Here is a 22,799-nt window from a genome sequence, read left to right as displayed (position 1 = left end):
GGTTAGAACGAGAGGATGCCGTAGTACATCGCGCCGAAGAGGACCGTGAAGGCGAGCGCGAGCACCAGCAGGAGTAGCATCATGTACTGATACGCTCCACCGACCGTCGTGAATCGCGGGAGGTTCATGCCCGAATCGTTGAAGGCGATCCTTTTAGCACTACCGTCATCCGTTCACACCGCCCCTCACAGCGCGTCGAGCAGCGTATCGACGTCGTCGGCCGTGTTGAAGACGTGCACCGACGCCCGGAGCGCCGCCGGCGACGGCAGCGACCGGATCGCGATCCCCGCCTCCGAGAGGCGCTCGACGGTCGCCTCGGGGTCGTCGTCAGCGATGGTCACGAGGCCGGACTCGTACTCGCGCGGGCTCAGGAGACGGTCGTCGTCGAGGCCGTCCTTCAGCCGGTCGGTCAGCCGCTCGATACGGTCCTCGACGGTCGACAGACCGATCGATTCGAGGGCGTCGAGCGCGGCCCGGAGACCGGCGTGCGGCGCGGGCGAGGTCGTGCCGACTTCCAGCCGGCGCACGCCCGGCGCGAACTCGAACGCGTCGTCGTCCGGCGCGGCGACGCTCCGGTAGCCCACCCGCGTGGGTTCGAGCGCGTCGGTCGCGTCGTCGGCGACGTAGAGGAAGCCCGCGCCCCACGGCCCACAGCACCACTTGTGACCCGCGCCGACCGCGAAGTCCGCACCCCACTCGGTGATATCGAGGTCGACCTGGCCCGGCGACTGGACGGCGTCGACGAGGGTCAGCGCACCGGCGTCGTGGGCGATGTCGGTCAGTTCCGCGACCGAGAACCGGGTGCCGTAATTCCAGGTGATCGAACTCAGGCAGAGCAGGTCGGCCCCGTCGAGGACCGTCTTCGCGTCGTCGAGGTCGACCCGTCCCTCGTGAGTTTCGAGCACGCGGACCTCGACACCGTAGACGTCCCGGAGCCGCTCCCACGGGAGGATCCCAGCCGAGTGCTCGCAGTCGGTTCTGACGACGACGTCGCCCGCCTGCCAGGGAAGCGCGGTCGCGATCCGGCTGATGCCGTCGGCGGTGGAGTTGGTGAGCGCGACCTCGTCGAGGTCGGCCCCGAGGAAGCCCGCGACGGCCTCGCGCGAGGTTTCGAGCGAGTCGAAGAGCGCGGGATACATCCCCTCGCCGGCGGGGGCGGCGTAGGACTGGTATTCGATCTCGTCGGTCGCGGCCTCGACGACGGCACGCGGCACGGGGCTCGCCGCACCGGTGTTGAGGTAGGTCACGTCGTCGAGCGCCGGCATCTCCTCCCGGAGGTCGAGCGGGTCCATGGACGAACGAGGACCGCCCTACATGAAGGTGTTCGCTTGCCGAGCGCCGTCTGCCGCTCGCCGGAGTGGATACCGTTATGCGCGCGCCACCCCCGGTTTCCCACGTGTACCTCGCAGACCAGACGTGGCCCGACCTCGGGGAGTACGTCGCGAACGAATCGCTCGCGGTCGTCCCCCTGGGATCGACCGAACAGCACGGCCCGCACCTCCCGCTCGCCACCGACCACCTGATCGCCGAGTCACTCGCTCGCGAGGCCGCCGACCGTGCCGAGGTGCTCTGCACCCCGACGGTGAACGTCGGGGTCAGCCCCCACCACCGCCAGTTCCACGGCACCATGTGGGTCGACCCGCCCGCCTTCCGGGACTACGTCGAGAGCCTCTCGCGAAACCTCAGCTATCACGGCATCGACCGGATAATCTTCGTCAATGCCCACGGGGGCAACATCGTCCACCTCCGGGAAGTCGGTCGTCGGCTCCGCGACGACGGGGTCGCCTACGCGCTCGAATGGATGTGGAACGACTCGATCCCCGACCTCGTCGACGACCTCTTCGAGCACAACGGCCCCCACGGCGGTCCCAAGGAGACCGCGATGATCCAGCATATCGCGCCCGAACTCGTCCACGAAGTGGAGTTCGAGCGCGCCCGCGACGAGGGGGTCACGGACCTCACCGAGATCGAGATGGTGGTCCACGGCTCGCGGACGTTCTACGACGCGATCGACAACACCGAGAGCGGCGTGCTCGGTGACCAGACCGATGCCACCCCCGAGAAAGGCGAACAGCTCTTCGAGGCCGCGGCCGACCAGTTGGTCCAGCTGATCGACTGGGTAGACGATCAGCCGCTCGACGCGCTCATGGCGAAGCCCCACGTCGACCCGCAGCCCGGAAGCGGTCGATAGCGCGACCGAAGGGTGGTTGCGGCACGAGGGCGTGTGAGCACGCTTAAACCCCACCGTCCGTTGGGTCCGGTATGCAGCCACGCGACCTCTCGGCCCACGCCGTCTACGCGGCGGGTCGGGGGAGCGAGGAGGTCGCCCGCGAACTCGGGCTCGACCCCGAGGGGATCGTCAAACTCTCCTCGAACGAGAACCCGTTCGGACCGAGCCCGGCCGCCGTCGAGGCCATCCGCGACGCCGCGAGCGCGATCCACACCTACCCGAAGTCCGTCCACACCGACCTCGTGGCACGGATCGCCGAGCGATGGGACGTCGCCTCACCCCAGGTCTGGCTCGCCAACGGCGGCGACGGCGCGCTGGATTATCTCTCGCGTGCGTTCCTCGACCCCGGCGACGCCGTGCTGGTCTCGGAGCCGGGCTTCGCCTACTACGCGATGACCGCACGCTACCACCACGGGCAGGTCCGAACCTACACGCTCGAAAAGGCCGATGGGTTCGCTCAAACTCCGGAGAATGTTCTCGATCCGTACGACGGCGAGCGGATCGTCTACCTCACCAGCCCGCACAACCCCACCGGTACGGAAGCGGATCTCGCCGACATCGAACGCATCGCCGAGGAGACCGGTGAGGACACACTCGTGGTCGTGGACGAGGCCTACGGCGAGTTTTCGAACACCCCGAGCGCGCTCGCGCTCGTGGAGGGTCGAGAGGGTTGGGACGCCCGCGACGACGTCGCCGTCCTCCGCACCTTCTCGAAAGCCTACGGCCTCGCCGGCATCCGTCTGGGGTACGCCGTCGTTCCTGAGGAGTGGGCCGAGGCCTACACCCGGGTGAACACCCCGTTCGCGGCGAGTTCACTGGCCTGCCGGGCCGGTCTCGCCGCGCTCGACGACCGCGAACACGTCGAAAAAACTACTGAAACCGTCGAGTGGTCGCGCGAGTACATGACGACGGAGCTCGACGCCCACACCTACCCCAGCGCGGGGAACTTCGTGCTGGTCGACGTCGAGGACGCGAGCGCGGTCGCCGAGGCCGCCAAACGCGAGGGCGTCATCGTCCGGGACTGTTCGAGCTTCGGTCTCCCCGAGTGCGTTCGTGTGACCTGTGGTACCCGCGAATCGACCGAGCGCGCCGTTTCGGTTCTGAACGAGGTCACGGGATGAGAGTCGCTATCACGGGAACCCCCGGAACGGGGAAGACGACCGCGACGCGCCGGCTCGAAGACGGTTCTGAGGAGGCGCTCGACGTGGTCCACCTCAACGACGTCATCCGCGAGGAGGGCTTTTCCACCAGTACCGACGAGACCCGCGACAGCCTCGTCGCCGACCTCGACGCGGTCGAGGAGTGGCTCGACGAACGCGACCCCGAGGGAACCGAACTCGTCGAATCGCACCTCGCACACCTCCTCCCGGCCGACCGAGTGGTCGTGCTCCGGTGCCATCCCGACGACCTCGGCTCGCGGCTGGCCGAGCGCGGCGAGTCCGACGCCAGCGTGGCCGAGAATCGGGAGAGCGAGGCCCTCGACGTGGTGCTCGCCGAAGCCGTCGAGCGCCACGGCCTCGATTCGGTCTACGAGATCGACGCGACCGATCGAACCCCCGAGGAGGTAGCGACCGAGATCGAGCGCGTCGTCGCGGGCGAGCGCGAGCCGAGCGCCGGCACCGTCTCGTTCGTGGACTCGCTCGCCGAGCAGCCCTGAGCCCACCCATGACCCACCGATGACCCTCGACCAGTACCGTTCGACCGCCGACCGGCTCCTGAACCCGTTCGTCGGCCTCGCCGCGAGAGCGGGGCTGACCCCGAACGGCGTGAGCGCCATCGCGTTCGTGCTCGCCGCCGTGGCGGCCGTCGCCTACTGGCTCGCCGGCGGTGACTCGTGGTGGTATCTCATAGGAGCGGTGCTGGTAGGGCTCAACGGCGCGCTCGACCTCCTCGACGGTGCGCTCGCCCGGCGGCTCGGCACCGCCTCGCCCGCCGGCGACTTCCTCGACCACGTTCTCGATAGATACGCGGACATCGTGCTCGTGATCGGACTCGCGCTCGGGGTCGACAGACCGGTACTGGGGCTCGTGGCGGTCTCGGGTGTGTTCATGACCTCGTATCTCGGTACCCAGGCCCAGGCCGTCGGGCTCGACCGGGTCTACGGGGGGCTCCTCGGGCGCGCCGACCGGCTCGTGCTGATCGGCCTCGTCACGCTCGTTTCGGGGGTCGTCGACCTCTCGGTGGCGGGGGTCACGCTGGTCGGCGCGCTGCTCGCGGTGCTCGCGGTCGTCGGCCACGTCACCGCGATCCAGCGGTGCTACCACGCGCTCGCGGCGCTTTCGACACCCGATCGGTGAACCGGAGCGGCGACGGACGGTTTATACACGCGGGCTCCCTTTGCCGGGGTATGGTCCAGTGTGAGATGTGCGGTACGGAGACATCTTCCCCGAAGACGGTGAAGATAGAGGGCGCGGAGCTCGACGTCTGTGGGGACTGTGCGGACTTCGGCACCGAGGTCGAACAGCAGTCCACGAGCGGGACCTCCACGAAGTACTCGACCGATTCGGGTGGCTCCTCGGGGTCGAACGGGTCGGGCTCGACCACGAGCGCCGGCGGGTCGGGCGGCGGCCGGCGGCGCGACATGTTCGACGACATGGACGAGATCGTCCAGGACTACGACGAGCAGATCCGGACGGCACGCGAGAGCGCCGGGCTGAGTCAGGAGGAGCTCGCGAAGGAGCTCAACGAGAAGGCGAGCCTCATCCGGAAGCTCGAACGCGGTGCGAGCCTCCCGAGCGACTCGGTCCAGTCGAAACTCGAACGCCGGCTCGAGATCACCCTCACCGAGGGCGGCGTCGACGACACCGAGTGGGAGGGCGGCGCTTCGACGGGCGCGTACACCCTCGGCGACGTGGTCCAGCGAAAGGACTCCTGAGGTCGCGAACACCTCCCCGAGAGACGTATCGGCAAACACCTTTATCGGCGGCACGGGTTCACCTAGTATGTTCGTTCTCGTCAACCTGAAAGCCTACGCCGCCGACCCGGTCGAGATCGCCACCGTCGCGCACGAGGTCGCCGAAGAGTCGGGCGTTCGTATCGCGGTCGCGCCCCAGACCGCCCACCTCGAACGCGTCGCGGAGACGGGGGTCGAAACGTGGGCCCAGCACGTTTCCCCTGTGGAACACGGTAGCCACACCGGGAGCGCGCTCGCAGAGGCCGTCGCGGACGCGGGCGCGGTCGGCACGCTGATCAACCACTCCGAGAAACGGCTGAAGCTCGCCGACGTCGACGGCGCGGTGGCGGCGGCCGAACGGGCGGGCCTCGAAACCGTCGTCTGTGCCAACAACCCCGAGCAGGTCGGCGCGGCGGCGGCGCTCGGCCCCGACGCGGTGGCGGTCGAACCGCCCGAACTCATCGGCGGCGACGTCTCGGTGAGCCAGGCCGACCCGGACATCGTCGAGGACGCGGTCGCGGCCGCCGAAGCGGTCGACGACGCCGTGGACGTGCTCTGCGGCGCGGGAGTCTCGACGGGCGAGGACCTCACGGCCGCCGGCGACCTGGGTGCCGAGGGCGTCCTGCTCGCGAGCGGCGTCGCGAAGGCCGACGACCCGCGGGCGGCGCTCTCGAGGCTCGTCGAACCCCTCTCGTAATTCGGGGGTGGGAGTACGAGTGACATGATAGATACACCTAATTAGCGGGCCGTCCCAGTTCGAGGGGATGGCGACACACAACCTCCCCGACTACGAGGCCGCGCGCGAGTCGTTCTCGTGGACCGATATCTACGACGACGCCGACTGGGACGCCCCCGACGAACTCAACATCGCACACGAGGTCTGCGACCGCCACGCGGACGGGTCGGGCCGGGTCGCGCTGGAGTACGCCGGCGTCGAGGGTGAACGCGAGACGCTGACGTTCGACGACCTCGCCGAGCGCTCGAACCGGTTCGCGAACTTGTTGGAAGATCAGGGCGTCGAGCGCGGCGACCGGGTGTTCACCTACCTCCCCCGGATCCCCGCCCATTACGTCGCGCTCGTCGGGACCCTCAAACGCGGTGCGGTCTTCGGCGGGGTCAACGAGCGCTTCGGGCCGGAGGGGATCGCCTACCGGCTCGTCGACTGTGCGGCGACGGCGGTCGTGACGACCGCCGAAAACCGCGAGACGGTCGGGCGCGCGCTCGCCGATGCCCCCACGGTGGAGACGGTCGTCACGGTCGATCGCGGCGAGGGTGTCGAAGAGGGCGACGTCGATTACGACCGTGCGATGGCCGACGCGAGCACCGAGTACGACCCCGTGCGGACCAGTGGCGAGGACGACGCACTGCTGTACTACACCTCGGGGACGACGGGGCTGGCGAAGGGCGTGCTCCACAGACACCGCTGGGTCGCGGGGGTCGCCGCCACCCAGCGGTACGCGGTCGACCTCCGGGACGACGACCTCTACTGGTCGACCGCCGACCTCGGCTGGCTGACGGGCCCGATCAACACCCTCGGGGCGTGGTTCTGGGGGACGAGTCAGTTCGCCTACGAGGGCGAGTTCAGTCCGCAAGAGTGGGCTACCCTCCTCGCCGAGTACCCCATTTCAGTACTGTTCTCGGTCCCGACGGCCTACCGGATGCTCCGGGCCAACGAGGACGTCCTCGACGAAGCGGACCTCGACCTGCGCCACGCGCTCTCGATCGGCGAGCCGCTCTCGGCGGGGGTCGTGGAGTGGGCCGAGGACGCGCTCGGAGTCACGATACTGGACACCTACGGCCAGACTGAAACCGGCAACATGGTGATCAACAACTACCCGACGATGGAGATCCGGCCGGGGAGCATGGGTAAACCCCTCCCCGGGATCGACTCCGCCATCGTCGACCCCGAGACCGGCGAGGTACTCCCGCCCGGCGAGACGGGCGAGATCGCCCACCGCGGGGATTTCCCCTGCTTCTTCGCCGAGTACTGGAACAACCCCGGGAAGACCGCGGCCTGTTTCGTCGAGGGTTCGGACGGGCGGTGGTATCGCTCGGGTGACCTCGCTCATCAGGACGAGGACGGCTACTTCTGGTTCGAGGGCCGCGCGGACGACGTCATCCTCTCGTCGGGCTACCGCATCGGGCCGTTCGAGGTCGAATCCTCGCTCGGCGAGCATCCCGCAGTGGCCGAGGCCGCCGTGGTGCCCAAACCCCACCCCGAGCGCGGCAACATCGTGAAGGCCTACGTCGTGCTCGCCGATGGGTACGACCCGAGCGACGACCTCGCCGAGGGGATCAAGACCCACGTCCGCGAGGAGCTCTCGGCCCACGAGTACCCCCGCGAGGTGACGTTCGTCGACGACCTCCCGAAGACCGTGACCGGCAAGATCCGACGGACCGAGCTCCGGGATCGCACGGCCGAGGGCGACTCGACCGCCGACTGACCGCCATACCTACTACCGGACGAAGTAAGTGTCCTCGCCGGGGAGGAACCGGCCGAGGTCGGTCTCGCGGCGGTAGTCGGTCGCGAGCAGGGTTTCGAGCGCCTCTCGGAGTCGTTCGGCTTCGTCGCCGTCCCACTCGCTCGGGTCCCGAACGGGGATCACGAGCCAGCCGCTCCCGCGGATCTCGGTCGCGTGGAGGGCCCCCATCTCGAACGGCTCGATGGTCCGGGCGGTGTAGTTCCGGACCACGTACCGCGTCGCGCGCTCGCCGACCGGGAGGAGGACGTGGGCCCCGATAGCGCGGAGTTCGGCGTCGAAGAAGCGCTCGTTGTCGATGTACGAATCATCTGAGGGCTCGCCGTCGGCCACACAGAGGTGGAGGTACGAACAGTACAGGTTCTCGACCTCGGGGGCGTCGGAATCGGGGTCGTCGAGCAGGCCGACGCTCGCGAGCACCCCGAGCAGGCGGCGACCGGCGGCGTTCGTGAACGGCACCTCCGTCTCGACGCCCCCGTGAACACCCGGATGGTCGCCGACGAGATGGAAGTCCGCGTTGGCGTCGCCGTAGCCCGGTACGAACCGCTCGCAGGGCGGGCGCATCCCGAACGGGTTGCTGGTGCGGTCGGTGACGTTTTCCACGGCGGGTCTGGGTCGGGAGGGGACAAAACCCCCACCTTTTGCTACGGTCGGCCGCGAAGCGGCCTCCCTGGCAAAATGTGGATCAAAAGCCTCCTCCCTCCCGGTGGTCGGTCGTCGGCCCGCTCACTCGGCCTCCGCTCACGGGTCACTTCGTTCCCCGTTCGCATCCGAGGTTCTCCTTTCAGTCGAACCTCGCGCCGCTCGTTCGCGGTACAACAACTAACCCCTCCGCCCTGCCACCGCCCCGCACAACACCGCCCCGCGACGGCCACACGCCTCCCCAGCCGACTGCGCTCCTCGTTCGCTCCCGTTGGTCGCTCACTCCGGTGCTCATCCCTCGCACAGTGTCCACGGTCGCGCGCTCACGTCCGTTCGCGCACGACCGCGAGCGCGCGCCAACCACCCTAACCGCCGACCGCACCGCACCACACCGCAACCGCACTAGCCCCGGAAGACGGACTATCGAGATCGCCGGTGACCGAGAGGACCGAGGTGATCGATCGCCACGGTTCGTGTGGCCGCGTCTCACAGAACGTTTATGATTGTATCAACGGTAGTGAGTGTATGGACGTCGCCAGTCCGCTCAGTGTGTGCCGCGTCGGTCGGACGACTTTCGATGCCGAGCCCTTCGCGAAATTTACCACCACTGCACACACTATTTTCACCATGGCGACGCGAGTCACGGATTCCTGGCACGGCCGGGCCTCCTTGCGACGTGACTCACACCACCCGTCGGTCCCGGGGCAGGGCCATCGCTCCCCGTGAGCCACTCCCAACACCCGGTCGCGCTCCGCCTCGAGCGACAGGTCGGTGGCGCGGCCCGCCTCCTCGCGACGGTTCTCGCGCTCCCGCTCGTCGACGGGATCTTCCCCGCGCTGGTACTGGCGGGTGCGCTCGCCGACATCACGGGGATCCTCGAAGTCGGCTTGCTGGTGTTCGGCGGGAGCGCCACGGTCGCGGTCGTCCTCGCGGAGATGGACGGCTCGCGCCGCGAACGAGCCAAGACCACGCTCGTCGTCGGCATACCCGTGATCGTCCTCGCGGCGGTCGAGACCGCGCTCGCGCCCACGATACAGAGCCTACTGAACCTCGCGGTCTTCGAGCGCTTCGCCGCGCTGGTGATCCTCGCGATCGCGGCCAAGACCGCGAGCGCGCAGGTCGGCGAGTACCTCCCCCGCCCCGCGGTGATCGTCGGCCTCGGCATGGTCGCGAGCGTCGACCCCGCGAACGCCCACCTCGTCGTGACGCCCGACCTCGAACTCGTGGCCCGCGGCGCGCTCGCGGCGGCCGTCGGGGTCGCGTTCGCGCTCTCGGTCGCGCTCGCCAGCCCGTGGCTCCACGACACCGTGCACATCGACCGCTTCCGTTTCGGGAGCGCGGTCGCGCTCGGCGTGCTCGGCCTCTCGGTGCTCGGGCTCGTCCCCAGCGACGCCCCGCTCGCGCTCGCCGTCCTCGCGGTCACGACACTCCTCGCGTTCGATCCCGGCCGTAGCCGCGACGAACCGGACGAGGACCGCTCGGACGACGACACGGCGGCGGACTCAGCGGACCCGGCGGCGGACGAGTCGGACGTGGGCCCCGACCGCGCGCCGTGGCTGTAAGGGTTTAGGGCCCCAGCCCCTCAGCCCCTCACATGGCCGAAAACCGCGTCGTGGAAGGACGGATGGTCACCCCCAAACGCCTCGCCGAACTCATCGAGGGCGACGACGTGATGGACGCCGAACCCATCGCGGACGCCGACCGGGACTGCCCCGAGTGCGGCGGCAACGTCCTCGAAGTCGGCTACATGCCCTCGATCGCGGAGTTCGTCACCGGCCAGAAGTGCCAGGACTGCGAGTGGAGTGACACCGACCGCGAATAACCGGACTACCTTCTGTTATACTGACATGGTCCGACGTGCGAACGACCATGCCGATCACCGAACGCGAGTGGGATGACGGCGAGTTCGACACCGACGAGGACACCGCGAACCGACTCCGTCGGCGACTACGAGACCGACGAGGACCTGATACTCGCCTTTCTGGCCGAGAACGCCGAGAAGGCCTACACGAAACCCGAGATCCACCGGGGCGTGGACTTCGGGGAGACCGACGACCCCGAGACCATCCACGAGAAGCTCTCGTCGCTACCGAACACGTTCGTCACTCCGATGGACGGTCCATCCCGACGAGGGTGGGCGCACAGGTCTCGAACCCGAACCGTTCGTAGAACGCCGGCTCGCTGGCGATGAGGTTGACGTAGGCGGAGGGCGGCGCGTTGGCGTCGAGCCACGAGCCGAGGTGCTCCATGATCCGCCGTCCGAGACCGTGGCCCTGGTGGTCCGGGTCGACCGCGATGTCGACGACCTGGAAGACGGTCGCGCCGTCGCCGACCACTCGGCCCATCCCCACGAGGTCACCCTCCGTACGGACCGAGACCGCGACACACTCGTTGCCGAGACCCGCTTCGGCGGCCTCGATGGTACGGCCGCCCATCCCGGCGGCCCGCCGGAGCGCGACGAACTCGCGCGGCATCGGGGGTTCCTCGGTGAGTTCGTAGTCCATGCCGGTCGCACGCCCGAATCGCGTATAAGCCGCTCGTCGTGGGGCGATTTCGCGCGCTCGCCGCCCGGCGAGAGACCGAAATGGGTTTACCTGCGCCGACATTGGCTTCGCCTGCGGGGTCGTGGCCAAGCCAGGCATGGCGACTGACTCCAGAGGCAACGCGCTCGGTGACGAAACTCCAGACTGATATACAGAGCGGGCGGCTGATCACCACCCGCCGTGACGACCCTCTGGAGGACCGAGGCGCACACCGGAGATATCAGTCGATCGGGGGTTCAAATCCCTCCGACCCCACTTCTCGCGGCGAGCAATCCCGCGAGCCGCGAGCATGGAACGCGGAGGGATTTGAACGACGGAACGAGCGACCGACGGGAGCGACGTTCAGGTGGTTCAAATCCCTCCGACCCCCTCTTTCCGACTCGAATCATCACCGAAAACCCATCCTCCAGCAATGCCGTCGTTTCGCGAACTATCTTTTCTCGATACGACCGGTGTTGCTCTCCTCCGGCGTGTAGGCCAGCGAGAGCGCACGGCGGATCCGTCGGAAGGGGCGGGACTGGGCTGAAACGGCGTCAGACATAATTCAACGTAATTATCTATTCGTAATAAGTTTTGTGTCGGTGCCACATGGTGGGGACCGTTCCGAACGGTGACACACGAAGCGAGGGTGCCAAAGCTCATGGTGTCGAGCGGCGTCGGTTCGGTATGGCCGAGCGTGGGGAGGCGCGCCTGCCGGGTGTCGCCGACGGCGATACTTCGATCGTCTTCCACGTCGATATGGATTGCTTCTACGCCGCCTGCGAGCGCCGCCGCGAGCCCTCGCTCGACGGCGAACCCGTGGTGGTCGGGATGGGCTACGAGGACGGCGAGACCCACGGCGCGGTCGCCACCGCGAGCTACGAGGCCCGATCACATGGAATCGAGAGCGCACAGCCCATCTCGACCGCGCTCGAACGCCTCCCGCGCGCCGAGAGCTCGACGGACCCGGACGAAGTGGTGGGCCACTACCGACCGGTCGACCTGGACTACTACCAGTCGGTGAGCGAGGAGGTCAGGGAGATCCTCCACGACTGCGCCGACGTCGTCCGTGAAGTGAGCATCGACGAGGCGGCGCTCGACGTCACCGACCGGACCTCGTGGCAGCGCGTCGATGGCCGGACGCTCGCGGCGGGCTACGCCCGGCACGTCAAACAGCGGATCGAGCGCGAAGTCGAGGTTGTCGCGAGCGTCGGGGTCGCGCCGAACATGAGCGCGGCGAAGGTCGCCGCCGACCACGACAAACCCGATGGTCTCGTGCCGATTCCGCCGGGCGAGGTCGCGGGCTTCCTCGCGCCGCTCGACGTCGAGACCGTGTATGGAGTGGGACCCGTGACGGCACGCGAGCTCCGCGGGATGGGGATCGAGACCGCGGGCGACCTCGCGGCGACACCGCTCCGAAAACTCGACACGAAGTTCGGCGAGCGCGGCCGGGAGATCCGACGGTTCGCCCGCGGCGAGGACACACGGTCGGTGACGCCGGTCGGCCGACCCAAGAGCCTCTCGCGCGAGTCGGCGTTCACCGAGGCCACCGACGAGGTGGACGCGAAACGCGAGCGGGTACGGCGGCTCGCGACCGCCGTCGCCGAGCGTGCCGAGCGCGAGAACGCGCTCTATCGAACCATCGGGATCAAGGTCGTGACGCCGCCGTTCGACGTCAACACCCGCGCGCGCTCGCTGCCGGGGCCCGTGGCCGACGCCGACCTCGTTCGCGAGGTCGCGCTCGACCTCCTCGGCGAGTTCCGCGGGGCCGAGGTCAGGAAGCTCGGGGTTCGGGTCTCGAACCTCTCGTTCGCTTCGGGCGAGCAGGCGAGCCTCGACGGGTTCGAGACCCGAGGGACCGAACCCGGTCGCGCCGACGGTGGCGTCGACCACGCTTCCGCGACGGACGCCGAAGCCACGACCGGGTCGCGAACACGCCGCGACGGGCAGACGGAGTTCGGCGATTTCGTGTGGGATGAGTAGCTACAAATCCTCCCGACTGCTGGTGCCGGCATGGCGTTTCGAACCCGCGACCATGTTCCGGCGGTGACGGGTGTTCTCTCGGTGGTATCGCTCGCCCTGGTCTTCGGGGCGGTCCTCGGTGTCTTCGAGGCGGTCGCCCCGACCCCGCCCGAGGCGGTCATCGCCGCCATTCCACACGTGAACGCCGTCCTCAGCGCGGTCGCCATCGGCACCATCGTCGTCGGCTGGCGCGCGATCCGGCGCGGCGCAGTCGACCGACACCGACGCCTGATGCTGGTCACGGTCGGGCTGTTCGTGGCGTTCCTCGTGCTCTACCTCTATCGGGTCTCGCTCGTCGGCCCGTCACCGTTCCCCGGCCCCGACTCGGTGTATCAGTTCGTCTACCTCCCGGTCCTCGGGATCCACATCCTGCTCGCCATCGTCTGTATCCCGCTGCTCTACTACGTCCTCCTGCTCGCGCTGACCCACGACGTGGCCGAACTCCCGGCGACGAACCACCCCCGCGTGGGTCGCGTCGCCGCCTCGCTCTGGCTGGTCTCGTTCACGCTCGGGATCGTGGTCTACCTCCTCCTCTACGCCGTCTACTGACGGTCTCGCTCTCGAACTCGACCGTCGATAGCCTCCCCGGGAACGCCACCGTTTAGCGCTCGGCGGGTGGAGGGGCGGTATGAACGACCCCGCGGACTCGACCCACGACTGGCGCGTCGTCGAATCGGTCGCCGAGTACGAGACGGGATGGTACACCGGGGGCTACGACCTGGTCGAGCAGCCCGACGGCAGCGAGAAGAAGTACTACTGGGCCGAACTCCCGGCGGCGGTCGTGGTGGTGGCGCTCGCCGACGACGAGCTGGTGATGGTCGACCAGTACCGCCCCGCGATCGGCGAGCAGTGTCTCGAACTCCCCGCCGGCATCGTCGAGGACGGCGAGTCCGCGACGACGGCCGGCGCGCGCGAACTCCGCGAGGAGACCGGCTACGAACCCTCGGGTGTCTCACTGCTCGAGGACTACTGGGTCGCCACCGGCGTGCTCCGCCACCGCCGCGCCGTGGCGCTCGCCGAGGGCCTCACACCGACCGACCGCGACCTCGACGAGAACGAGTTCCTGACCGTGACGTCGCTCCCGGTCGACGAGGCGCTCGACGTCGCCCGAACCGAACCCGCGAACGACGCCACCATCGAGGGACTGCTGCTGGCGAGCGAGGAGGGGGTGCTGTAGCGGACGAGAACGGTTCCGGTCGCGCCGTCGAGCACGCCTACTAGCGCGCTCGCACCGTTCTCGGCGAATGCTGCCGAGAAGTACATACGGGACGAGACGAAAGGCCCGACAGATGAACCCCGCTCTCGCGATGGTCGGCATGGCGACCGTCGTCGTGGTCGCCGTCGCCGTCACGAACCTCGAACTAGCCGCTTCGCTCCACGTGGCGTCCGGTGTGGAGGCCACCGTCCTGCAGCTCGATTGGCTGAACGGCCTCATCCGCAGCATCGACAACACCCTCGAGAACCTCCTCGACCTGGTAAGAACCCTCAGAGCGCTGTTCGGCGGCGGTGGTGACTGAATACGAGAACTCGAACGAGCGGCCGAGGGGATCGACACCGGCACCGAACACCGGGTTTATTCGCACGAGACCGCTACTCGGGACGTGAACGCCGACGACGACGAGATCACGCCCACGGAGCTCGACGACCTGCTCGAAACCGGCGACGAGGTTCGCGTCGTCGACATCCGTTCCCCGAGCGCGTTCGACCGCGGCCACATCCCGGGGAGCGAGAACGTGCCGTTCGACCAGATCCCCCGGCGAGCCGAGGAGTTCGCTGACGCCGAGCGCGTCGTGACCGTCTGCCCGAAGGGGATCGCCAGCCGCCAGGCGATGCAGCTCCTCCAGTCCTCGGCGGCCGTCGAGGGCCGCGTCGAGAGCCTCGCCGGCGGGCTCACCGCGTGGCACGACGAACGGTCCCTCGAAGCCACCGAAACGAGCGACGATGGGACGAGTAGCGACGAGACGACGACCAGCGACGCCCCGTTTTAACCGCCCTCGCGCGGGACGGCCGCGAGCCTGTCCCGCATCGCGCGCCAGTGACTCCCCTTCCAGAAGCACTGCCCACAGTCGACACACCGCCACACCCGCTGGTCCGCGGGGTCGGGTGCGTACGCCGGGGTAGAGTCGGTCTCCGCCATCGCGTCGAGCGACCCGTTGCACCGCCCACAGAACGCCGGGTCGTCGGCGACGTCGAGGGGGATCCCGGCTTCGGCGAGTTCGCGGAGCTGGTCGTCCACCTCGCGTGCGGTGAGCAACACCGAGCGCTCGGTTCGTGCCGCGAGCTCCCTGTCCCGCGTCACGAGCGTCCGGTCCTCTCGCCGGGCGAGGACACGGAGGCGGTCGTCGTCCTCGATACCGCGGTCGAGCGCGTACGCCGTGTCGTGCCCGCACAGCCGGAGGGAGGCCCGCAGTCCGCCGCACGTCGCGTCGAGCAGGAGCTTCACTCGGCGAGAAACGCCTGCAGTCCCTCGACGCCCCGCGCGTTGAGCACGTCGTCCGTCTCAGCCCAGCCGCGCCGGGCGGTGTGGACGCCGTACCGCACGAGGTCGTAGCTCGCCGGCCGGTGGGCGTCGGTGTCGACGACTATCGTCGCGCCGGCCTCGATGGCGGTCCGGACCGCCCCGCCCGAGAGGTCGAGTCGACGGGGGTTCGCGTTGACTTCGAGCGCGACGCCGTTCTCCGCGGCCGCTCCGGCGACCGCCTCGAAATCGAGGTCGAGCCCCGCGCGCTGGTTGAGGTAGCGCCCGGTCGGGTGGCCGATGATATCCACCTCGGGGTGTTCGATCGCCGTGACGATCCGCTCGGTACCGTCGCCGTCGAGCCCGCTGTGGGGCGAGGCGACCACGATGTCGAGGGTTTCGAGCACGTCGTCCTCCACGGAGACCCCCCCTTCGGCGTCGATGTTGGCCTCGACGCCCGCGAAGACGTCGATCTCGGCTGATTCTCCGACCTCCCGGATCGTGTCCGCGTGGTCGAGGAGGTCGTCGTCCTCGACGCCGGTGTCGGCGACGACCCCCGGCCCGCTCGCGTGGTCGGTTATCGCGAGGTAGTCGTGACCGAACTCCGTCGCCTCCGCGACCATCTCCTCGATGGTTGCCTTTCCGTCCGAGGCGTCGGTGTGGGTGTGGAGGTCCCCGCGGATCCCGGACCCGTCGAGGAGGTCGGGCAGGTCGCCGTCGGCGGCGGCGGCGAGCTCGCCACTGTCCTCACGGAGTTCGGGCGGGACCCACGGGAGGCCGACCGCCTCGTAAACTCCGGACTCGGTCTCGCCCGCGACCCGCTCGCCGACGCGCTGGCCCGCCTCGATGTCTTCGACCTCGCTCACGTCGAACACCCCATATTCGTTGACTTTGAGGTTCCGGTCGATAGCGCGATTCCGAAACCCGATGTTGTGGTCGCGACTGCCGGTGAAGTACTGGAGCGCGCCGCCGAACTCCTCGGGGACCACCACGCGAAGGTCCACTCGTACGCCGTTGGCCCGGAGGCTCGCCTTCGTCGTCCCCGACTCGATGACGCGCTCGGCGCGCTCCCAGTCGACGAACCGCTCGATCACGGGTTCGGGGTCCTCGCTCGCCACCAGCAGATCGACGTCGCCGATGGTCTCGCGCCACCGCCGGAGCGAGCCCGCGAGTTCACACTCCGCCACGGCCTCCGGTCCCACGACGTACTCCTTGAGGTCCTCGCCGACCGGCCGTGCGTCGCCGAGCAACGACCGCTGGCTCGCCTGCCGCGCGAACGCGATCCCCGATAGGATGTTCTCCTCGGTCTTCGCGCCGAACCCCCCGACCTCCTGAATGCGTTCCGCCTCCGCGGCGGCTTCGAGGTCGTCGAGGTCCTCGACCCCGAGTTCCTCGTAGAGGGTGCCCACCGTCTTCGGCCCGACGCCCTCGACGCGTGTCAGCGCCGCCATGTCCACTGGCAGTTCCGCTCGGAGTTCTTCGAGTTCCTCGATCTCGCCCGTCTCGACGTACTCGACCACCTTTGAGGAGAGCGCGTCGCCCACGCCCTCGATCGCCTCGACGGCGTCCTGGCCCTCGGCGGCGAGCGACTCGATCGCTCCGGGATGGGCCCGGATGTTCTCGGCCGCTCGGCGGTAGGACTGGGGTTTGTACTCCACTCCCGTGGCTTCGAGCCGGTCGGCGAACTCCTCGAACCGGTCGGCGACCTCGTCGTTGCGGCTCATCGGTTGTCCCCGGTCATCGGCGGCCTCCAGCCCGTTGCCCACCCGACTCGTTCCCGAGCGCCTGCTGGAGGAACGACACCCAGCGCTTCCGGTCGGCGCGTTCCTGCGCCTCGGCTTCGGCCTCGATGTCGGCGGTGCCGAGGTCCGAGAGCGCGTGGAGCGCGCGGTCGATCCCGATGATGCTCTCGGCGAGTTCCTCGCCTCGCTCGCGACTGATGTCGCCCGCCTCGATCCTGTCGCGCCGGGCGATCCGTTCGCGCCGGAGGTTTCGCTTGGCCAGATCGATCTCCTCGCGGTCCTCGGCGGGGACCGACTCGCGCGAGCGCGCCTCGAAGACGAACGCCCGGAGTTCGAGCGGCTCGCCCTCGACGGTGATGGTCTCCGGGATCGACGCCCCGATCGTCGCGCCCTCGCGGTCGATCCGCGCGAGGAGCTGTTTTCGTTCGTAGGACTTCATCGCTGACCCCCGTTCGACGGACGGCGGAGCCGTCGTCCGGGTCTCGGTTCGGGGAACATCGTCTGTTCGGCGGTTGGATTCACCGGGCGAAAGGCGTTTCGACGGTCGGGCCGGTCGCGGGGTCTCGTCCCAACCCTTCGACGGGCACCGGGATGGTCGACCTGCCGGAGCGGGCGGCGTGCCGTCGGTTCCGGTCGGGAACCCAAAACCGACTTGAGGCATCGACCCCCATCACGACCAATGGCGACGTGTGACGCGTGTGGGCGAAGCGAGAACATGCCGTACCACTGCCGACACTGCGGCGGCACGTTCTGCGGCGAACACCGGCTCCCGGAGGCCCACGACTGCACGGGGCTCGACGACTGGAACGACCCGTCGGGCATCTTCGACAGCGGCTTCGACGGGAGCGCCGACGACTCGGGTACGCGCTCGGGCGGACGGTTCTCGGACCTCACCGCCACCGGCGGCCCGATGGGCTACTTCCGCGGGAACATGACCTACGTCTTCCTCGGGCTGATGTTCATCACGTTCGGGTTCCAGTATCTCGTCTTCCCGGTCATCGGGATCCCCGTCAATTCGAGCCTCTGGAACGCGGTGTTCACCGTCTCGCCGCAGCACCCCTTCTACGTCTGGACCTGGGTCACCTCGGTCTTCGCCCACTCCGGACTCACCCATCTCCTCTTCAACGGCATCGTGATCTACTTCTTCGGCCGGCTGGTCGAGGAGTACATCGGGTCGCGTGACTTCACGCTGCTCTTCCTCGGCAGCGGGATCCTCGCCGGGCTGGGCTATCTGGGACTGGCGATCCTCCAAGGAAACCCGACCCCCGCCCTCGGCGCGAGCGGTGCCGCGCTCGCGATCATGGGCGTGCTCACGGTGCTCAACCCCGGATTGCGTGTCTACCTCTACTTCCTGCTTCCCGTCCCGATCTGGGTGCTCACTGGGGCCTACGTCCTCATCTCGGTCTCCGGGATCCTCGGGGTCCCGCTCTTCCCCGGCGTCGCCGATGCCGCCCACCTCGTCGGACTGCTGGTGGGACTCGCCTACGGCCAGCGGGTCAAGAACCAGTATCGCCTGCCCAACCAGCTCCAGTTCGGCGGCGGCGGCCGTGGCGGCGGCGGCATGGGTGGCCCCGGCCGCGGGCGTGGGCCGTTCTGATGGAACCCGCCTATCCACGATTCCTCCCCGACCCGGCCGACTCCCGCGATGAAATGGAGGCGCTCCAGCGCGAGGTCGCCGCTACCGCGCAGTTCGCCGACGAGTTCGATTTCGATCCCGAGGCGGTTTCGGCGACCCCGACGCTCACGAACCTCTCGGGGGATCCACCGACCATCGTCGGCGTCGACCAGGCGTTCCTCGACGACCGCGCGGTCGGCGCGATAGTCGCCCTCCGCGGTGGTGAGGTCGTCGAGCGCGCGAGTGCGGTCGTCGATTGCGAGTTCCCCTATATCCCCGGTCTGCTCTCCTTTCGGGAGGCGGGCGCGATCGTCGCGGCGTTCGCGAACCTCGACGTCGAGCCGGACCTCGCGGTCTTCGACGGTAGCGGTCGGATCCACTACCGCGAGGCCGGCCTCGCGACCCATCTTGGACTCCTTTTCGACCTGCCGAGCATCGGGGTCGCGAAGGGGTTGCTCTGCGGGACCCCCGACTCCCCGCTCGACGACCTCCCCGAAGGCGCGCGGGTCGCCATCGCGGCCGACGACCGTGTGGAGACCACCGACGGACGGATCGGCTACGCGGTCCAGACCCGCCAGTACGATTCCGGGAGCCGGACCATCAACCCGGTCTACGTGAGCCCGGGCCACCGCGTCGGCCCGCCGACCGCGGCGGACCTCGTCGAACGGCTCTGTGACGGCTACAAACTCCCCGAACCAACGCGGCTCGCCGACGCCTACGCCGGCGAGGTCAAACGGGACTTCGAGGAGTGAGGCCGGCCCGGAACGCCGGAAGTTAACTACCCACGACGAGAGATGCCTGCATGGCGAAGACAGTTCTCATCACCGGCTGCTCGTCGGGGATCGGCCGCGCGACCGCCGAGGCGTTCCTCGAAGCCGAGTGGACGGTCTACGCGACCGCGCGCGACGAATCGGACGTCGCGGACCTCGAGATGGCGGGCTGTGCGACCGCCCCGCTCGACGTCACCGACCCCGACGCCATCGAGGCGGTCGTCGAACGGGTCATCGACGAGACCGGGCGGATCGACTGTCTCGTGAACAACGCGGGCTACGGCCAGTTCGGGACCGTGGAGGACGTCCCCACCGAACGGGTCCACGACCAGTTCGAGACCAACCTCTACGGCCCTCACCGCCTGATCCGCGCCGTTCTGCCCCACATGCGCGACCGCGGCGTCGGCCGGATCGTGAACGTCTCCAGTACCGCGGGCCGGTTCGCCACGCCCGGCAACGGGGTCTACGCCGGCTCGAAGTTCGCGCTCGAAGCCATCAGCGACGCCCTCCGAGCCGAGGTCTCGGACTACGGCATCCACGTCTCCGTGGTCGCACCCGGTCCCGTGGCCACCGACTTCGACGACCGCGCCGCCGACGAACTCGACGGGCTCGAACGCACCGGGGCCTACGAGTCGTTCTACGCGATGTTCGAGGACGCCCGGACCGTCCTCAACGGCGGCGTCGGCACCGTCCAGCCCGACCAGGTCGCCGACGCGATCCTCGACGCGGCGGTCTCGCCCGACCCGCCGGCGCGCTACCCCGTCGGCCCGCTCGCGAGCGCCGCCGACTACGCCCGTTTCCTGCCCGCCGAGGTCCAGAACACCCTCTACGGGCTGGTTCGGCGCGTAACCTAACCACCCACTTTTTTCCTCGTCGGGTTGGCTCACTCCGTTCGCCAACCACTCCTCGCAAAAACCTGGACTAAAAAGGCCACTCACTCGCCTGCGGCTCGTTCACGGTAAACCGCTCTCACTCCGTTCGCGCGGATGCTGACCGCTTTCGCACTGCACTGCAACCGCCACACGCCTCCCCAGCCGATTCGCTCACTCGCTCCGCCCGTTCGCTCATCCCTCGCACGAGCGTTTCGCGCCGCCCGACGGGCGGCGCGGAGGCCGCGCGCCACAGCACCCACACCGCCACACCGCCACAGCATCCGCTCCGCACCCGATCGCTATTGCCGCCGGGGTTCGTTCGCCCTCTATGCCCGCAACCGACGACCCCATCGAAGCCCGACTCGGCGACGCGCTCCGCGAGACCGGCGCGACCATCGCGACCGCCGAATCCTGTACCGGCGGCCTCGTCGGGTCGAAGCTCACCGACGTGCCGGGGTCGAGCGACTACTTCGACCGCGGGCTCGTGACCTACTCCTCGCGGGCGAAACGCGGCGTGCTGGGCGTGAGTCGCGAATCCCTCGACGCCCACGGCGCGGTGAGTTCCAAGGTGGCCATCGAGATGGCCCGTGGCGCGCGCGACACCGCCGACACCACCTGGGGCGTCTCCACTACCGGCATCGCCGGCCCGGACGGCGGCACCGACGAGAAACCCGTCGGGACGGTGTACATCGGTGTGGCCTACGCCGGCCCGTGGGGCACGGGCGGGACGACGGCGACCGCCGAACACCACGTCTTCGACGGGGACCGGGACGATATCAAGGAGAAGAGCGCGCAGCGCGCGCTCGCCGCGACCCTCGACGCGCTCGATTCGCGCCGGAGCTGACCCGACACGATTTACTATTCCCGCCACGTCGGGCGATTCGAGGCGAACGGATGAACAAGAAAGGCCACGTGCTCAACGCGGTGGTGTTGAGCATCGGGCTCGCGGTTCTGACCTACCCCGCCGGCGACCTCACGACGGTCCGGGCCGTCCTCGCCATCGCGGTACCCGTCACCCTCGGGGCGCTCTTTCCCGACGTCGACACCGCCTTCGGCACCCACCGGAAGACGTTCCACAACCTCCCGGTTCTGGTGCTCTTCTTCGTCTATCCGATCTACTTCGGCAACCTCCAGTACGTCTGGATCGGGGTCGCGACCCACTACGCGCTCGACCTCCTGGGTTCGAAACGCGGGATCGCGCTCTTCTACCCGTTCGACAGCGGCGAGTTCGACTTCCCGTTCGGCGTCTCGACCAGAAGCCGGTTCGCGGGCGGGGTGATCCTCGTCGTCACCGCGCTCGAACTCGCGGTCGCCGCGGCGCTCGTCACCGAGTACCCCCAACGACTCCTCGCCTACGGGCTCCGAGCGAGCGGGCTGTTCTGAGCCGCCCGACCCCGAACAGTGGCCGTCGAGCCCGAGCCGACAGCTATTATGACCCGGCGATCCGACGCGGATACGATGCATCACGGCAGACGGGTCGGTCTCGTTGTTTGTCTCCTCGTGGTCGCGGTGGGGGTCGCCGGCGTCGGCGGGCTCGCGAGCGCACAGTCGACGAGCGACACGAACGGCACGAACGGCGCGACGACCATCGACTCGTGTCGCACGATCGCCAACGACGGCGAGTACGCCCTGACGTCCGACATCGAGGACAGCAATCGAACGGTCTGCGTCCAGATCCTCTCCGACGACGTGGTCTTCGACGGCAACGGTCACACGATCAACGGGGCGAACGCCAGCGAGAGCGTCGGCGTGAAGGTCAACAACTCCCTGACCGGGCTCTCGAACGTCACCGTCCGGAACGTCACGACGACGGGCTGGACCGCGGGCGTCTACTACCAGGGCGTCACGAACGGCTCGCTCGAAACGGTGAACGCAAGCGCGAACGCCCGGAACGGCGTACTCCTGCGCGACGCGCCGAACACGGCGCTCCGGAACGTCACAGCCGTCGACAACGACCGCTGGAGCCTCTATACGACCAACTCCTCGGGGGTCGCGGCCGAGCGCTTCGAGACGAACACCTCGACGCTCTCGTTCGTCGCGACGAACGCCGCGCTGACGGGTGTCGAGAGCGTTCCCGGCGGTCTGCCCAACCGGACGGCCATCGACCAGCACGTCGGGATGGCGGGCACGGGCCAGAACGCCACGATTCGGGTGATCGTCGGGTACGACGACGCGAGCGTCGCGGACGCGAACGTCACCGAGAACAGCCTCCGGCTCTGGGGCTACGAACGCAACTGGTCGCAGGTGCCCGGCGTGAACTACGTCAACACCGACCGGAACGTGGTGGTCGCGAACGTCTCGGCGCTCGGCAACACGAGCACGTTCGCCCCCGCCGGCCAGACCACGACACCCACGCCGACGGCGACCCGGACCGCGACGGCGACCGCGACCGACGAACCCGGGGCCGCCGCGACGGGTGATGCCGCCGAAACCACGACCGCTGGCGACGGGCCTGGGTTCGGCCTCGTGGTCGCGGTCGTCGCCCTCCTCGCGATGGCACTGGTCGCTCGTCGGCAGAATTGACCGCACACGAACGATTTTGCCGGTGGCGTG

At 68.8% G+C, this 22,799-nt stretch carries 27 protein-coding genes and 1 tRNA gene; 21 read left to right on the top strand and 7 right to left on the bottom strand.

Going from position 1 to position 22,799, the window contains the following annotated elements; translation table 11 throughout:
* Nucleotides 1–2 precede the first annotated feature (2 nt).
* Both GT355_RS18445 and GT355_RS02435 read right to left on the bottom strand, forming a co-directional pair.
* Nucleotides 3–128, bottom strand: a complete 126-nt coding sequence (locus GT355_RS18445) for a hypothetical protein (RefSeq protein ID WP_255409199.1) — start codon at nucleotides 126–128, stop codon at nucleotides 3–5.
* 57 nt (nucleotides 129–185) lie between these two features.
* Nucleotides 186–1,292, bottom strand: a complete 1,107-nt coding sequence (locus GT355_RS02435; protein ID WP_160133171.1) for an aminotransferase class V-fold PLP-dependent enzyme — start codon at nucleotides 1,290–1,292, stop codon at nucleotides 186–188.
* 104 nt (nucleotides 1,293–1,396) lie between these two features.
* On the opposite strand from GT355_RS02435, the gene GT355_RS02430 reads away from it, so the two are divergent.
* The 7 genes from GT355_RS02430 to GT355_RS02400 all read left to right on the top strand — a co-directional run bounded on the left by GT355_RS02430 (nucleotide 1,397) and on the right by GT355_RS02400 (nucleotide 7,567).
* Nucleotides 1,397–2,191: a creatininase family protein gene (locus GT355_RS02430; protein ID WP_160133170.1), complete on the top strand. Its 795-nt coding sequence runs from the start codon at nucleotides 1,397–1,399 to the stop codon at nucleotides 2,189–2,191.
* 71 nt (nucleotides 2,192–2,262) lie between these two features.
* Complete coding sequence (hisC, locus tag GT355_RS02425) at nucleotides 2,263–3,351, top strand: histidinol-phosphate transaminase (protein ID WP_160133169.1); 1,089 nt, start codon at nucleotides 2,263–2,265, stop codon at nucleotides 3,349–3,351.
* Nucleotides 3,348–3,887: an adenylate kinase family protein gene (locus GT355_RS02420; protein ID WP_160133168.1), complete on the top strand. Its 540-nt coding sequence runs from the start codon at nucleotides 3,348–3,350 to the stop codon at nucleotides 3,885–3,887. The genes hisC and GT355_RS02420 overlap by 4 nt, the downstream gene beginning before the upstream one ends.
* Before the next feature lie 19 nt (nucleotides 3,888–3,906).
* On the top strand, nucleotides 3,907–4,527 hold the full coding sequence (locus tag GT355_RS02415; protein WP_160133167.1) for a CDP-alcohol phosphatidyltransferase family protein: 621 nt from the start codon (nucleotides 3,907–3,909) through the stop codon (nucleotides 4,525–4,527).
* A 50-nt stretch (nucleotides 4,528–4,577) separates the two neighbouring features.
* Nucleotides 4,578–5,105, top strand: a complete 528-nt coding sequence (locus GT355_RS02410) for a multiprotein bridging factor aMBF1 (RefSeq protein ID WP_120070107.1) — start codon at nucleotides 4,578–4,580, stop codon at nucleotides 5,103–5,105.
* A 67-nt stretch (nucleotides 5,106–5,172) separates the two neighbouring features.
* The gene (gene tpiA / locus GT355_RS02405) at nucleotides 5,173–5,820 is read left to right on the top strand and encodes a triose-phosphate isomerase (protein WP_160133166.1); all 648 of its coding nucleotides are present in this window, start codon (nucleotides 5,173–5,175) and stop codon (nucleotides 5,818–5,820) included.
* Nucleotides 5,821–5,887: 67 nt separating this feature from the next.
* Nucleotides 5,888–7,567: an acetate--CoA ligase gene (locus GT355_RS02400; protein ID WP_160133165.1), complete on the top strand. Its 1,680-nt coding sequence runs from the start codon at nucleotides 5,888–5,890 to the stop codon at nucleotides 7,565–7,567.
* A gap of 12 nt (nucleotides 7,568–7,579) precedes the next feature.
* On the opposite strand, the gene GT355_RS02395 is transcribed toward GT355_RS02400, so the two are convergent.
* Nucleotides 7,580–8,206 (bottom strand): uracil-DNA glycosylase family protein, encoded by a 627-nt coding sequence (locus GT355_RS02395; protein WP_160133164.1) that lies wholly within the window; start codon nucleotides 8,204–8,206, stop codon nucleotides 7,580–7,582.
* A gap of 761 nt (nucleotides 8,207–8,967) precedes the next feature.
* Between GT355_RS02395 and GT355_RS02390 the strand changes: the two genes are divergently transcribed.
* Nucleotides 8,968–9,807, top strand: a complete 840-nt coding sequence (locus tag GT355_RS02390) for a DUF5794 domain-containing protein (RefSeq protein WP_160133163.1) — start codon at nucleotides 8,968–8,970, stop codon at nucleotides 9,805–9,807.
* Between the two features lie 32 nt (nucleotides 9,808–9,839).
* The gene (locus tag GT355_RS02385) at nucleotides 9,840–10,067 is read left to right on the top strand and encodes a DUF5795 family protein (protein ID WP_160133162.1); all 228 of its coding nucleotides are present in this window, start codon (nucleotides 9,840–9,842) and stop codon (nucleotides 10,065–10,067) included.
* Nucleotides 10,068–10,347: 280 nt separating this feature from the next.
* Here the strand turns inward: GT355_RS02385 and GT355_RS02380 are convergent, their stop codons facing one another.
* Complete coding sequence (locus GT355_RS02380) at nucleotides 10,348–10,749, bottom strand: GNAT family N-acetyltransferase (RefSeq protein ID WP_160133161.1); 402 nt, start codon at nucleotides 10,747–10,749, stop codon at nucleotides 10,348–10,350.
* 115 nt (nucleotides 10,750–10,864) lie between these two features.
* On the opposite strand from GT355_RS02380, the gene GT355_RS02375 reads away from it, so the two are divergent.
* From GT355_RS02375 to GT355_RS02350, 6 genes are all read left to right on the top strand, one after another.
* Nucleotides 10,865–11,043: transfer RNA gene (locus GT355_RS02375), tRNA-Trp, on the top strand.
* A gap of 411 nt (nucleotides 11,044–11,454) precedes the next feature.
* Nucleotides 11,455–12,750, top strand: coding sequence for a DNA polymerase IV (gene dinB / locus GT355_RS02370; protein WP_160133160.1), 1,296 nt, complete (start codon nucleotides 11,455–11,457; stop codon nucleotides 12,748–12,750).
* Between the two features lie 30 nt (nucleotides 12,751–12,780).
* Nucleotides 12,781–13,338 carry a DUF420 domain-containing protein gene (locus tag GT355_RS02365; protein WP_120070078.1) on the top strand — a complete coding sequence of 186 codons (558 nt, stop codon included), beginning with the start codon at nucleotides 12,781–12,783 and terminating at the stop codon, nucleotides 13,336–13,338.
* A gap of 79 nt (nucleotides 13,339–13,417) precedes the next feature.
* Nucleotides 13,418–13,966 (top strand): NUDIX hydrolase, encoded by a 549-nt coding sequence (locus GT355_RS02360; protein WP_160133159.1) that lies wholly within the window; start codon nucleotides 13,418–13,420, stop codon nucleotides 13,964–13,966.
* A gap of 112 nt (nucleotides 13,967–14,078) precedes the next feature.
* Nucleotides 14,079–14,306, top strand: a complete 228-nt coding sequence (locus GT355_RS02355; RefSeq protein ID WP_160133158.1) for a hypothetical protein — start codon at nucleotides 14,079–14,081, stop codon at nucleotides 14,304–14,306.
* Nucleotides 14,307–14,390: 84 nt separating this feature from the next.
* Complete coding sequence (locus GT355_RS02350; RefSeq protein WP_160133156.1) at nucleotides 14,391–14,777, top strand: rhodanese-like domain-containing protein; 387 nt, start codon at nucleotides 14,391–14,393, stop codon at nucleotides 14,775–14,777.
* Here GT355_RS02350 and GT355_RS02345 read toward each other — a convergent pair.
* The 3 genes from GT355_RS02345 to GT355_RS02335 are packed head-to-tail and all read right to left on the bottom strand — an operon-like array spanning nucleotide 14,774 to nucleotide 17,428.
* A complete protein-coding gene (locus GT355_RS02345) occupies nucleotides 14,774–15,232 on the bottom strand; it encodes a Mut7-C RNAse domain-containing protein (RefSeq protein ID WP_160133154.1) in 459 nt (152 codons plus the stop codon). The two genes, GT355_RS02350 and GT355_RS02345, sit on opposite strands and share 4 nt — an antisense overlap.
* Nucleotides 15,229–16,971: a DNA polymerase/3'-5' exonuclease PolX gene (polX, locus tag GT355_RS02340; protein WP_160133152.1), complete on the bottom strand. Its 1,743-nt coding sequence runs from the start codon at nucleotides 16,969–16,971 to the stop codon at nucleotides 15,229–15,231. Before polX ends, GT355_RS02345 begins: the two co-directional genes overlap by 4 nt.
* A gap of 13 nt (nucleotides 16,972–16,984) precedes the next feature.
* On the bottom strand, nucleotides 16,985–17,428 hold the full coding sequence (locus GT355_RS02335) for a DUF5788 family protein (protein WP_160133150.1): 444 nt from the start codon (nucleotides 17,426–17,428) through the stop codon (nucleotides 16,985–16,987).
* Nucleotides 17,429–17,668: 240 nt separating this feature from the next.
* On the opposite strand from GT355_RS02335, the gene GT355_RS02330 reads away from it, so the two are divergent.
* The 6 genes from GT355_RS02330 to GT355_RS02305 all read left to right on the top strand — a co-directional run bounded on the left by GT355_RS02330 (nucleotide 17,669) and on the right by GT355_RS02305 (nucleotide 22,769).
* On the top strand, nucleotides 17,669–18,586 hold the full coding sequence (locus tag GT355_RS02330; protein ID WP_160133148.1) for a rhomboid family intramembrane serine protease: 918 nt from the start codon (nucleotides 17,669–17,671) through the stop codon (nucleotides 18,584–18,586).
* Nucleotides 18,586–19,356, top strand: a complete 771-nt coding sequence (locus tag GT355_RS02325) for an endonuclease V (protein WP_160133146.1) — start codon at nucleotides 18,586–18,588, stop codon at nucleotides 19,354–19,356. The genes GT355_RS02330 and GT355_RS02325 overlap by 1 nt, the downstream gene beginning before the upstream one ends.
* Before the next feature lie 50 nt (nucleotides 19,357–19,406).
* Entirely contained in the window at nucleotides 19,407–20,228 is an 822-nt protein-coding gene (locus tag GT355_RS02320) for an SDR family oxidoreductase (RefSeq protein ID WP_160133144.1), read from the top strand.
* A 346-nt stretch (nucleotides 20,229–20,574) separates the two neighbouring features.
* Entirely contained in the window at nucleotides 20,575–21,090 is a 516-nt protein-coding gene (locus GT355_RS02315; protein WP_160133142.1) for a CinA family protein, read from the top strand.
* A 50-nt stretch (nucleotides 21,091–21,140) separates the two neighbouring features.
* Nucleotides 21,141–21,629, top strand: coding sequence for a metal-dependent hydrolase (locus GT355_RS02310; RefSeq protein WP_120070051.1), 489 nt, complete (start codon nucleotides 21,141–21,143; stop codon nucleotides 21,627–21,629).
* 75 nt (nucleotides 21,630–21,704) lie between these two features.
* Nucleotides 21,705–22,769, top strand: coding sequence for a PGF-CTERM sorting domain-containing protein (locus GT355_RS02305; RefSeq protein WP_240145692.1), 1,065 nt, complete (start codon nucleotides 21,705–21,707; stop codon nucleotides 22,767–22,769).
* The last annotated feature ends 30 nt before the right edge of the window (nucleotides 22,770–22,799 follow it).

This window comes from Halococcus salsus, assembly GCF_009900715.1.
In the GTDB taxonomy this organism is placed as follows: domain Archaea; phylum Halobacteriota; class Halobacteria; order Halobacteriales; family Halococcaceae; genus Halococcus; species Halococcus salsus.
The sequence above is the reverse complement of the archived record's forward strand: the minus strand, read 5'-3'. Positions and strand labels throughout refer to the sequence as shown.

Excerpts from the sequence above, each read along its gene's own strand:
- GT355_RS18445 (WP_255409199.1), bottom strand. The coding sequence starts at position 128 with ATGAACCTCCCGCGATTCACGACGGTCGGTGGAGCGTATCAGTACATG.
- GT355_RS02435 (WP_160133171.1), bottom strand. The coding sequence starts at position 1,292 with ATGGACCCGCTCGACCTCCGGGAGGAGATGCCGGCGCTCGACGACGTG.
- hisC (WP_160133169.1), top strand. The coding sequence starts at position 2,263 with ATGCAGCCACGCGACCTCTCGGCCCACGCCGTCTACGCGGCGGGTCGG.
- GT355_RS02420 (WP_160133168.1), top strand. The coding sequence starts at position 3,348 with ATGAGAGTCGCTATCACGGGAACCCCCGGAACGGGGAAGACGACCGCG.
- GT355_RS02415 (WP_160133167.1), top strand. The coding sequence starts at position 3,907 with ATGACCCTCGACCAGTACCGTTCGACCGCCGACCGGCTCCTGAACCCG.
- GT355_RS02410 (WP_120070107.1), top strand. The coding sequence starts at position 4,578 with ATGGTCCAGTGTGAGATGTGCGGTACGGAGACATCTTCCCCGAAGACG.
- tpiA (WP_160133166.1), top strand. The coding sequence starts at position 5,173 with ATGTTCGTTCTCGTCAACCTGAAAGCCTACGCCGCCGACCCGGTCGAG.
- GT355_RS02400 (WP_160133165.1), top strand. The coding sequence starts at position 5,888 with ATGGCGACACACAACCTCCCCGACTACGAGGCCGCGCGCGAGTCGTTC.
- GT355_RS02385 (WP_160133162.1), top strand. The coding sequence starts at position 9,840 with ATGGCCGAAAACCGCGTCGTGGAAGGACGGATGGTCACCCCCAAACGC.
- GT355_RS02380 (WP_160133161.1), bottom strand. The coding sequence starts at position 10,749 with ATGGACTACGAACTCACCGAGGAACCCCCGATGCCGCGCGAGTTCGTC.
- dinB (WP_160133160.1), top strand. The coding sequence starts at position 11,455 with ATGGCCGAGCGTGGGGAGGCGCGCCTGCCGGGTGTCGCCGACGGCGAT.
- GT355_RS02365 (WP_120070078.1), top strand. The coding sequence starts at position 12,781 with ATGGCGTTTCGAACCCGCGACCATGTTCCGGCGGTGACGGGTGTTCTC.
- GT355_RS02360 (WP_160133159.1), top strand. The coding sequence starts at position 13,418 with ATGAACGACCCCGCGGACTCGACCCACGACTGGCGCGTCGTCGAATCG.
- GT355_RS02355 (WP_160133158.1), top strand. The coding sequence starts at position 14,079 with ATGAACCCCGCTCTCGCGATGGTCGGCATGGCGACCGTCGTCGTGGTC.
- polX (WP_160133152.1), bottom strand. The coding sequence starts at position 16,971 with ATGAGCCGCAACGACGAGGTCGCCGACCGGTTCGAGGAGTTCGCCGAC.
- GT355_RS02335 (WP_160133150.1), bottom strand. The coding sequence starts at position 17,428 with ATGAAGTCCTACGAACGAAAACAGCTCCTCGCGCGGATCGACCGCGAG.
- GT355_RS02330 (WP_160133148.1), top strand. The coding sequence starts at position 17,669 with ATGGCGACGTGTGACGCGTGTGGGCGAAGCGAGAACATGCCGTACCAC.
- GT355_RS02325 (WP_160133146.1), top strand. The coding sequence starts at position 18,586 with ATGGAACCCGCCTATCCACGATTCCTCCCCGACCCGGCCGACTCCCGC.
- GT355_RS02320 (WP_160133144.1), top strand. The coding sequence starts at position 19,407 with ATGGCGAAGACAGTTCTCATCACCGGCTGCTCGTCGGGGATCGGCCGC.
- GT355_RS02315 (WP_160133142.1), top strand. The coding sequence starts at position 20,575 with ATGCCCGCAACCGACGACCCCATCGAAGCCCGACTCGGCGACGCGCTC.
- GT355_RS02310 (WP_120070051.1), top strand. The coding sequence starts at position 21,141 with ATGAACAAGAAAGGCCACGTGCTCAACGCGGTGGTGTTGAGCATCGGG.
- GT355_RS02305 (WP_240145692.1), top strand. The coding sequence starts at position 21,705 with ATGCATCACGGCAGACGGGTCGGTCTCGTTGTTTGTCTCCTCGTGGTC.